We start from the raw sequence: 11,037 nt of genomic DNA on the forward strand, positions 1-11,037 counted from the left end.
TGTTATCGCTTTTACTATATAAGTACGATCAATTACAGCACGTGCACTGATGTAGTATTGGTTGTGCCTGAAGGAACTAAAGCACCGGACACCATCACGACGATATCGCCTTTGTTGGCCAAGCCTGATTCGAGAGAGATGGTTTTACCGCGACGGTAGAACTCATCCGTGCTGTCGATGCTTTCGATCATCACAGGCGTCACCCCTTTAGTCAGACACAAGTGTGCGGCTGTTTTCGGATTAGTGGTTACCGCGATGATATTAGCCGTTGGGAAGTACTTACGTACTGAGCGTGCTGATTTGCCCGCTTCGGTCGCAACGACAATCAAAGGTGCGCCCAGTTTTTGAGAGGTATCGACAGCGCCTTTACAGACCGCTTCGGTGATGCGCAGACGGCTGCTATCGAGACGAGAACCCAACGCAGGTGACATTTGACGGTCTGTACGCTCACAGATTTGCGCCATGATGCTTACCGCTTCTAATGGGTACTTACCTTTTGCAGATTCCCCTGACAGCATGACGGCATCGGTACCATCCATGATAGCATTCGCCACGTCACCGGCTTCAGCACGGGTTGGACGTGGGTTTTTGATCATCGAATCCAGCATTTGTGTTGCGGTAATAACCAGCTTGCGAGCACGGTTACATTTTTCGATCATCATCTTCTGCGCGAAGATCACTTCTTCAACCGGGATTTCTACACCCAGATCACCACGAGCAACCATGATGCCGTCTGAGGCCTCTAAGATAGCGTCAAAGTTGTCGACACCTTCTTGGTTTTCGATTTTAGAGATGATTTTGATGTCGCTGCCACCGTTTTGGGCTAGTAGCTCGCGGATTTCTTCCACGTCTTCTTTTTTACGGATAAATGAGGCGGCAACAAAATCAACACCTTGCTCACAGCCGAACTTAAGATCAGACTTGTCTTTTTCTGCCAATGCCGGAAGGCTAACGGAAACGCCTGGCAGGTTAACGCCTTTGTTTTCACCTAGCTCGCCATTGTTCAGTACTTTACAAACCACTTCTTTTTCAGTCGTTTCTAGTACTTCCATCTCAAGCAGACCATCATCGACTAAGACAGTATTACCCGCTTTTAAATCCTGAGGTAAACCTTCGTAAGTGACCGCAACGCGATCTTTATTGCCCACGACAGAGGTGTCTGTGGTGAAAGTGAAGGTTTGACCGGCTTCTAGCATGACATCGTCGCCATTTTCTAGTTTTACCGTACGGATCTCTGGACCTTTAGTATCCAGCAAGATAGCGGCTTGTTTACCCGTTTGCTTCATCACGTTACGTAGGTTAGCAATACGAGCACCGTGCTCTTGGTAGTCACCGTGTGAGAAGTTAAGGCGCATGACGTTCATACCAGCTTCAACAAGCTGAGTCAGCATCTCTTCAGATTCGGTTTTTGGGCCAATCGTACATACGATTTTGGTCTTTTTCATCGACACATTTCTCCGGTCAAAAATTGAAACATAAGCTTGGTGCTTTTTCACAACACACTGAAAAAGTGTAATTTTACCACGCACTTTTTGCTCAAGTAGCTGTGAAAGCGAAACCTCTGCATTTTTCAATGGCGTTACCGCAACTAGGATAGCTGGGGTAACATCACTGTTTATCGCCTGTGAGTATAGATGGTCTGCGGTGATCTATGTTGATCACGGGCAATAAAGCCGCTATCGATTAGAAGACTTAAAGCACGCGATCTGAATATCCAAGCCCCTTTCTCCATTTGGGCGCGTAAATTTACCACAACTACCGATTTAAATCATTACAACAGCATGACAGGTTAGTGAGGGGGTAAGATATTTTTGTATTGATTACGCTTTCTGTTGACGCGCTCTCCTTTACCATACGACGTATTCCTTTTTGATTAGTTTCTATACCGTTAATGTCTAACTTGACATTATATGGTGTGATCTGGCTTCCAATTTGAACTGGATCATGCTTTTTTATTAAGTCTTTTGCGTTCTGTAAGATTTTATCTACCATCAAGACTCTTTTCATGAGCTGCCTAACAATGTTTGCGCGTATTTTACGGTTTTTGACAGGGATGCTGCTTATAGCCTGCACGTATGCAAGTACGTTTGCATGGGCTGACGACGCGTATCTGTCAGAAGAAAAAGACATACTAGTCGTTGCGCATTCGTCTGAATGGAAACCCTACAGCTACATACCGGGTAATGGTCAACCCAAAGGCTTATTGATTGATTTTTGGCAGGCTTACGCTAAATACAATCACGAATCGATTCAGTTTATGCTGCTCGACTGGGCTGACTCCCTTTCGTATATGAAAGAGGGAGGCAATCGCGTTCACGCGGGGTTACTCAAGTCTCCCGAACGTGAAGCCTATTTGGATTATGTGGCGCCTATCTTCAATACGAATGGGTCTTTATATGTGCAAAATCAGGCGGGACAAGTTAGTAAAGATCCATTAGCCGCAGACAAAGTGGTTGGCGTGGTGGCTGGCAGCTACGAATCTTGGTTTTTAGCTGAACATTATCCTAATGTGAAGCAAAGACGCTTTCGGCGTAATGAAACGTTATTTAGTGCCGCGCTCGATGGCGAAATCAGTGCACTCGTTGCCGATAGCCAAACCGCAAACTTTTATTTTTTGACGCAAGGTAAGCCGCTGGCGTTTGTTGCCGATCAAGTGCTGTATACGCGTCCGATTTATGCGGCGGTACCTAAAGGTAATCAAGCACTACTGAACGAGATACGTGCCGGCATTGATAACATCCCCGCACAAGAGTTACTGCGTATTAAACAAAAATGGATTAATACCGAACGCGTCGAAGCCTATCCCACTTGGCTTATCCCGAGTGTCGCTCTTACGGTGCTATTAGGCGCGGTGACCTATATTTTTATTCTAAAGCGTATGGTGTATAAGCGGACTGTTGCGCTGCGCCAAGCCAATTCACGTCTGCGAGAGTTTGCTAATACGGATCCTTTAACGCAGCTGTTAAACCGTCGTGGTTTAGACGCTTACTTTTCACGTCAAAAGCCCAAACTTAGCCGTCAGCAAGAAATGGGATTGATCCTGATTGATCTTGACCATTTCAAACAAGTCAACGATACCTACGGGCATATGCAAGGCGATAAAGTGTTGGTACACCTTGCCAGCTACCTAAAGCGATTAGTCAAAAAAGGCGCTGCAGCACGTCTGGGAGGCGAAGAGTTCTGTGTACTCTGTCCAACGCCAAATTTAGATGCCTTGATTGAAATAGCGAACCATATTCGCTGCGATGTGGCGGATAGTGTGTTTGAGTTTGACGGTGCTGAGATACGGGTAACGGTCAGTATCGGTGCAATCATTGCCAGTGATGTTACCGATGATATGGACGCGTTAGAGCTTGATGCTTTGATTCATGCGGCAGATGTGTTGATGTATCGCGCTAAGCACCGAGGACGTAACCAAGTAATGCTCGCCTCGTCTCAATCGGTGAAGACGCCTATTTCAGCGATGTAATCCTCTGAGCGCGTTATACCTTATCAGACACGACATCCCACCAAGAAAGTCGGCTCCTTTTTAGGGGTCGTTTTTTTATCAACCGGCTATAGGGCGTGCACTGGTTTTTTCTTTTTCTTTTTCTTTTTCTTGCAGCGCGACGAAAGTTAAATATACTGTATATATATACAGGTATTTTAATGATGAAAACGCTCGAACAATTAGCCCAACAACACGGCTTATGGCGTGCTAGTCAGCGTCCGCTAATGGCTGAGTTACCCGATAAGCAAGCGACCGGTTATGCCGCGTTTGATCAGCGTCTGGGTGGGATCCCTACTCCAGGGGTTACGGATATCATCAGTGATTTTGGCGTTGGTGAGCTGCGGTTAGTATTGCCTGCGCTGTATCGCGCCACCGGTAAAGAGATCGCCTGGATCCGTCCTCCGGTCGGTATTAATGCGGCAATGTTACATCAGCAAGGTTATCCAACAGAAAACACCTTGCTAGTGTATCCCGATAGCGATCAACATGCGCTGTGGGCAGCCGAGCAAGCGGCGCGCAGTGGTGCGTGTCAGGCGGTAGTGTTATGGCCATCTTCGATCACGATTGGGCAAGTCAAACGCTTAAAACTGGCGGCCGAACATGGTCAATGTGCGGTGGTGTTGTTGCGCCGTCAGCAATCGTATTCATTGAGCTTGCCTGTTGATTTAAGTGTGGCGCTGGCCCCTTCTGCGTGTGGCGTGACAGTCACGGTGCGCTATTGTCGCGGCCAATGGCCACCGGCCCCGTTTACCCTCGATTGGCGCGAGCAATGGTCCGCTTTGGTGACTTGGCCGAGCAGCGCAGATAATTTGCTCGCCTTTCCCTCACGGCAACAGCGGGAGCAAGCGTGATGACTCTGTGGCTGTACCTGCATTGCCCGAGCTTGTTGTTAGATAGCCTCTATGTGCCGTCACCTGAGCAGGCAGTGGGGCTGGTCAACGAGCAAGAAGGCCGTTTAGTGCAGCTCTCTGTGGCGGCTAACACACACGGTCTGAATACCGGTATGGGATTAGGGGCGGCGGCAGTTAACTGTCATCAGCTTGCGGTCTACCCTTATTGCGCGAAGAAAGAGCAGTCGGCCCTTGAGCAGATCGCCACACAGCTTTATCCGTTGGTCGCGGAAATCAGCCTTAATCCGCCTAAAGGTTTATGGCTACACGTGTCACCGATGTTAGCGCTATATCAAGGGTTTCCCCCGCTATGGCAGGCAGTGACTCAAACGTTGGTTGAAAATGGCATCCGTTATCAGGCTGGTGTGGGCCAAACGCCGCGTGCCGCCGAGCTTATGGCGTATGGTCACGCAGGCAAGGTCAGAACCGACCCCGAGCATTTGCAGGCAGCGTTGCAGCAATTGCCGTTGGCCGCAGCGCCTTTACCGGAGACGGTGAAAACCCAGTTTACGCGTCTAGGCTTCTCTCAGTTAGGTGAGCTTATCGCCTTGCCTACCGCTTCGCTGATGCGACGTTTTCCCCGCACAGTGGTGGATTATCTTGCCGAAGTGAGTGGCGATAAGCCGACGCCACTGAATTATTTTCAGCCACCGCTGCAATTTTTTCAGCAACGGATTTTGTTGTTTGAGCTCAGTGAGCAAGCCCATTTATTGCCCATTATCGAGAATCTCGTCTCGGCACTGTGCCACTTTCTTGAGCAGCGTAGTGCCTGCACGCCTGCGCTGACGTTGGGGTTTAGTTTGCGCGATAATTGCGAAGAAACCCTTTCCGTGGTGGCCGCGCATGGTGAGAAAGATCCCGATCGCTGGATGGCGTTGGTGCGTTTACGCCTGGCGTCATGGCAAGTAAGCCAGCCAGTAACGGCAGTGAGTGTGTGCGCCACGCAAATTGATTGCCACCAGCCCGGACAAACCGATCTCTTTAGCGCGCAGCAAGGCGAGCAAAACCGTGATGAGTTGGTCGCGACACTGGCAGCCCGACTAGGAGAGGAGGCGGTCATGCGGTTGGCGTATGTAGATCATCACCGTCCCGAGGCGGCCAGCCAACATGTCCCTCATCATCATAGCGCCACGCCGACGGCCTCGGCACCTACGCGCCCACGTCCAAGCTTATTGTTGCCGCAACCCACGCCACTGATTGGTAAGGTCACCTTACGTGACGGGCCGGAGCGGATTGTCACGGGCTGGTGGGAAGATGCGCCTATCCAGCGCGATTACTTTATTGCTCAAAACGCTCAGCAACAATGGCTATGGGTATTTCGCACGCCAGAGCAAACTTGGTTTTTACACGGTTGGTTTAGTTAGACGGTGAAGCGATGAGTACGTATGCCGAGCTGGTATGTTGCAGCAATTTCTCCTTTCTTGAGGGCGCCTCACACCCGGAAGAGCTGGTGGCGCAAGCGGCGGCATTGGGCTATCAAGCGCTCGCGATCACCGATGAATGCTCGGTCGCAGGCGTGGTGCGTGCGTATCAAGCTCAGCGTGGTTATCCGCAGCTTTCGCTGATCATTGGCAGTCGCTTTCGTCTGCAGGCGTTAGATGTTGTTCTGCTGTGTCCCACCCAAGCGGCTTACCAAGAGCTGTGTCGGATTATCACCAATGCGCGGCGGCGCAGTCACAAAGGCGATTACCAGCTGAGCGAGTGGGATCTGATGTCGATACGTCATGGCTTGGTGCTATGGCTACCCAGTGGCGCGGAGAGTGATCATCATTGGGCGACGTGGCTGCTGCGTTATCATGCTGAGCGCTTGTACCTGGCTGTGCGCCGCGATTTAGCAGAACACGATCATCCGTATCTGGCGCACTGTCGCATGCTGGCAAGCCAGTATCAACTTTGTGTGACAGCGTGTGGTGATGTGCAGATGCATCACCCTGAACGACTAGCATTACATCATACTTTAACCGCGATTTGGCATCGTCAGCCTGTGGCTGAATTGGGGCAGACTTTATTGCCCAATGCAGAGCGGGCTTTACGCCCGCTATCTAAGTTACAGACTCTATTCCCACCCGAGTGGCTAGCGGAAAGTGCCAAGATTGCCGCTCAGTGTCAGTTCTCCTTGGCGAGCCTCAAATACAGCTACCCCAAAGAAGTGGTGCCAACCGGCGAGTCTGCGATGGCGTATCTGCGTGACGCGGTCAAGCAAGGCGCACAGCAGCGTTTCCCCAAGGGGGTACCCAGTGACGTGGGAGCCATCATTGAAAAAGAGCTCGCGCTTATCGAGGCGCTCGATTATCCGTATTACTTTTTGACCATTTACGATCTGGTGCGCTTTGCTCAATCGCGTGGGATCTTATACCAAGGACGCGGCTCGGCGGCGAACTCGGTGGTGTGTTATTGCTTAGGGATCACCGCGGTGGATCCGTGCAAAGTCGATGTGCTGTTTGAGCGCTTTATTAGCAAAGAGCGCGACGAGCCGCCAGATATTGACGTCGACTTTGAGCACCAGCGCCGTGAAGAAGTGATCCAGTATTTGTATCAAAAATATGGCCGTGAGCGGACTGCCTTAGCGGCAACCGTGATCCGTTATCGGCTTAAAAGTGCACTGCGTGATGTGGGCAAAGCGTTGGCGATCCCCGCTAGCCAGATTGATTTTTTTATTCAAAACCTCAATCGGCGCGATAAAACTCAGCCTTGGACGCAGCAACTTCAACAGTTGGGCCTCGATCCTAAAAGCGCGAAAAGCCAACAATGGCTGTCGCTTACCCAGACATTGATCGGCTTTCCGCGCCACCTTTCTCAGCATGTCGGTGGCTTTGTGATTGCAGATGGGCCTTTGTATGAGTTGGTGCCGGTGGAAAATGCGGCGATGGCAGAGCGGACGGTGATCCAGTGGGATAAAGACGATCTGGAAACGCTGCATCTGATGAAAGTCGACGTACTGGCGCTGGGTATGCTCACCGCGATTCGACGTACCTTTGATTTGATTGCTCAAACCGGTGGCCCTCGCTTGAGTTTGGCGGCGATCACTCAACAAGGCGATGATCCGGGGGTGTTTGCGCGCATTCAGCACGCCGATACCGTAGGGGTATTTCAAATTGAGTCACGGGCACAAATGAGTATGCTACCGCGACTCAAACCGGCTTGTTATTATGATTTGGTGATCCAAATTGCCATTGTCCGCCCCGGCCCGATTCAAGGTGACATGGTGCATCCGTATTTAAAGCGCCGTGATGGGGAAGAAGTGGTGAGCTACCCGTCCAAAGCGGTTGAGCAAGTGCTGGCGCGTACGCTTGGAGTGCCCATTTTTCAAGAGCAGGTGATCAAACTGGCGATGGTGGCAGCCGGTTTTTCTGGTGGCGAAGCGGATCAGCTGCGTCGTGCGATGGCCGCATGGAAGAAAAAGGGTGGACTAGCGCCGTTTCGCGACAAATTGATTACTGGGATGACCGCGCGTGGCTATCGCGCCGACTTTGCCGAGCAGCTTTACCGGCAAATCTGTGGGTTTGGTGATTATGGTTTCCCAGAAAGCCACTCGGCGTCGTTTGCGGTCTTGGCCTATGTATCGGCGTGGCTGAAGCATTATTATCCCGCCGCGTTTTATACCGCCTTGCTCAATAGCCAGCCGATGGGGTTTTACTCGCCGTCACAACTGATGCAAGACGCCACGCGCCATCAGGTGCCTGTGTTGCCGGTTTGTGTGCAACACTCGGGGGCGGATCATTGCTTAGAAAAGGTCGACGATCACTGGGGCGTGCGGCTGGGATTGCGATTAGTCAAAGGATTGAGTGCGGCGGCGATAGACCGATTGCTGGTCCATCGTCCAGAGTCGGGGTTTGCGTCTTTGTCGGCACTGCAAGAAATTAACCTTGACCACGATGCCTATCAAGCCCTAGCCAGCAGTGGCGCATTGGCGGCGCTGGCTGGCAATCGCTATCAGGCGCGCTGGGCACTGATGGATCAGCAGCGGCAACTGCCGCTACTGGCCACCAGTGACGATGAGGTTGTCTTGCCTCATTCGCCTTCCCAGTGGCAGAACGTGATTGAAGATTACGCAGCCTTGGGGCTGTCGCTCACCGATCATCCTATTAGTTTGATGGCGCAAGCCGGCACGCTGGGCCGTTTTACCCGCGGCGTTGAGTTATCACAGTGTGCGCCGCAAAGCTGGGTCGCGGTGGCGGGCGTGGTGACGGGCAAGCAATCACCAGGTACCGCCAGTGGTGTAACCTTTGTCACCTTGGAAGATGATACCGGCAATATTAATGTGGTGGTCTGGGCGGGGACGGCACGGGCGCAATCCCGTGCTTTTATGCAAGCCAAGGTGTTGAAAGTGCATGGCATTGTCGAGCGTCAGGGCGAGGTGGTGCATGTAATTGCCGGTAAGTTGATTGACCTTACCCCTAAGCTCACCACCTTGTCGGTCACGTCGCGTGAGTTTCGTTAATAGGGTGTGCCCGCGATTTGCTGATCGCTTGGCGCAGCGCATGCCGCAATCGCCTGAATGCGTTGGCGATGAAGCTCATCACGAATCGCTGCCCCTTTAAAGCCAGCGTCGACAATCGGCTTTACATCGACGTTCTCGGCACAGGCAAAGCGCTCACGTAAGGCATCGGCTTGCGGGTAATGATAATTTTCACGTCCCTTGCGGCCACGCACATCGGCTAAACATGCCAAGGCCAATTGCTCAACCCGTTCAGGTTTTCGCCACGCATCAATTTGATTAAATAATGCCACCCAATGCTCGGGGCTGAGTTGATCGCATTTATGGATCTTAGAGTGATGTGCACTGACTACCAAGGCTAAATCTCTGCATTGATTGGGGATTTTAAGCCGCTCGCACAGCTCTTTTATCACCGGCAGCCCGCGATCGCCATGGCCGCGATGGCCGGGCAAGATGGAGGAAGGGGTGAGGGCTTTACCGAGATCATGGACTTGTGCAGCAAAGCGAATGCATTTGTCATCGGTCAACGAGGCGGCATAACGGCTGACCATTTCAGTGTGGATGCCGGTATCGACCTCAGGGTGCCAGTTGGCAGGATTCGGCACGCCGTACAGGGCGTCGATTTCAGGAATCACTACCGCAAGTGCACCACAATCGCGCAGCACAGCAAGAAACACATCGGGACGATCACTGCCAAGCGCTTTCTCCCACTCCCGCCAAACTCGCTCTGGGGTGAGGTGGGCAAGTTCGCCCTTGGCGACCATAGCTTTCATCAGCGCCAATGTATCGTCGGCAATGGTGAAGCCGAGAGGCGCAAAGCGGGCGGCAAATCGTGCCACACGTAGCACGCGCAATGGATCTTCGCTAAAGGCGGGCGAGACATGACGTAACATCCGGTTGTGTAAATCTTGCTGACCGCCATAAGGGTCAATCAAGGTGCCATCTTCATCTTGGGCAATGGCGTTTATAGTGAGATCACGCCGCTGAAGATCGGCCTCTAACGAGATATCTGGCGAAAAGTCACACACAAAACCGGTGTAGCCTTGGCCCGATTTACGCTCTGTGCGTGCTAATGCGTACTCTTGATGCGTTTCTGGATGCAAAAAGACTGGGAAGTCTTGGCCAACTTGTTGATAGCCTGAGGCTTGCATTTGCTTCACTGTCGCGCCCACCACGACCCAATCTTTGTCCGTGACCGGTAAACTTAACAACGCATCGCGTACCGCGCCGCCGACAAGATAGTGTTTCACACAAAGCTCCTTGGTTGCAGAAAGTGAAGAAACAGCAAAGATGCTGAGTCATACCTTCATAGAAGTATACATATAGCGTAGCAGCACGCCCACCGTGTGCTGATAATGGTTACCGTTGGATGGCTAATCGTTAGCTAGCCAATGAAAGATGGGGTTGCTCATCAACGACGGGATTGCTCATCAACGACGAGATAGAAAAAACGCGGGATAAAACGTAAACGATATAAACGTGGCGATCTAAATAAAATAGGCTGCAAACGCAGCCTATTTATCGGAGATTGATTATGCCCAGCCGTCACGGCGACGTTTTTTACGTGGGATAAGATGTGGCAGCACAAGGCCAAACAGTAAGCCGCCGCCGGCCACCATGCCGCCGTAGGTGAACCAGCGCATTAATAAGTCATCNGCTTTTTATTGAGTTCGCTGCTGTGTGTTTCTAGCTTCTCGATTTGCGCATTACGCTTTTTAAGCGACTCAACCAACCCTTTTTGTTGTGCTTTGGCATCATCCTGTGCACTCGATAAGGCTGTTTTTACTTTTTTGAGCTCGGCTTCAAGCGCAGGTACACGTTCTTTCAAGCCAGGTTGAGTGGTGACGAAGTCACTTTTCACCCAGCCTTTACGGCCGCGACTATCGACAATTTGCGAATAGCCCGCATTTTGGTCGCGCTTGAGTACAGTGATTTTATCGCCTGCATCAACACTGCCGATAATGCGATATTGTGTACCAGGGCCAGAGTGCATATAGGTAAATAATTCATCAGAAATATAGTTCTCCGCCATGGCTTGCGGCGCGGTAACGAGAACGAATAGCAATATGAGAGCAGAATACAGGTGTTTCACGTCTGGGGTCCTTTGCATTATTCAGTGTGGGACACATCGGCTTTGCTAGGCATAGTGCCATAGGCTAAAAAGAAAGGGGAGCCATGCCCCCCTTTTTTTAACCGTGATTTGACATCGCTGCCGACGG

6 protein-coding genes and 1 pseudogene are annotated in these 11,037 nt (G+C 51.4%); 4 read left to right on the forward strand and 3 right to left on the reverse strand.

Going from position 1 to position 11,037, the window contains the following annotated elements; translation table 11 throughout:
• Positions 1 to 32 precede the first annotated feature (32 nt).
• Positions 33 to 1,445, reverse strand: coding sequence for a pyruvate kinase PykF (pykF, locus tag BZG79_RS02385; protein WP_021023382.1), 1,413 nt, complete (start codon positions 1,443 to 1,445; stop codon positions 33 to 35).
• A gap of 575 nt (positions 1,446 to 2,020) precedes the next feature.
• On the opposite strand from pykF, the gene BZG79_RS02395 reads away from it, so the two are divergent.
• From BZG79_RS02395 to BZG79_RS02410, 4 genes are all read left to right on the forward strand, one after another.
• The gene (locus tag BZG79_RS02395) at positions 2,021 to 3,469 is read left to right on the forward strand and encodes a sensor domain-containing diguanylate cyclase (protein ID WP_175993059.1); all 1,449 of its coding nucleotides are present in this window, start codon (positions 2,021 to 2,023) and stop codon (positions 3,467 to 3,469) included.
• 179 nt (positions 3,470 to 3,648) lie between these two features.
• Entirely contained in the window at positions 3,649 to 4,341 is a 693-nt protein-coding gene (imuA, locus tag BZG79_RS02400) for a translesion DNA synthesis-associated protein ImuA (protein WP_077773652.1), read from the forward strand.
• The gene (locus BZG79_RS02405) at positions 4,341 to 5,744 is read left to right on the forward strand and encodes a DNA polymerase Y family protein (RefSeq protein WP_077773653.1); all 1,404 of its coding nucleotides are present in this window, start codon (positions 4,341 to 4,343) and stop codon (positions 5,742 to 5,744) included. Before imuA ends, BZG79_RS02405 begins: the two co-directional genes overlap by 1 nt.
• An 11-nt stretch (positions 5,745 to 5,755) precedes the next feature.
• A complete protein-coding gene (locus tag BZG79_RS02410; RefSeq protein WP_077773654.1) occupies positions 5,756 to 8,821 on the forward strand; it encodes an error-prone DNA polymerase in 3,066 nt (1,021 codons plus the stop codon).
• Here the strand turns inward: BZG79_RS02410 and BZG79_RS02415 are convergent.
• Positions 8,818 to 10,068, reverse strand: a complete 1,251-nt coding sequence (locus BZG79_RS02415) for a multifunctional CCA addition/repair protein (RefSeq protein WP_077773655.1) — start codon at positions 10,066 to 10,068, stop codon at positions 8,818 to 8,820. The genes BZG79_RS02410 and BZG79_RS02415 overlap by 4 nt on opposite strands.
• A gap of 282 nt (positions 10,069 to 10,350) precedes the next feature.
• A pseudogene (locus BZG79_RS02420) lies at positions 10,351 to 10,910 on the reverse strand (TIGR04211 family SH3 domain-containing protein).
• Positions 10,911 to 11,037 lie beyond the last annotated feature (127 nt).

Origin of the sequence: Salinivibrio sp. MA427 (assembly GCF_001996115.1) — a bacterium.
Taxonomy (GTDB): Bacteria; Pseudomonadota; Gammaproteobacteria; order Enterobacterales; family Vibrionaceae; genus Salinivibrio; species Salinivibrio costicola.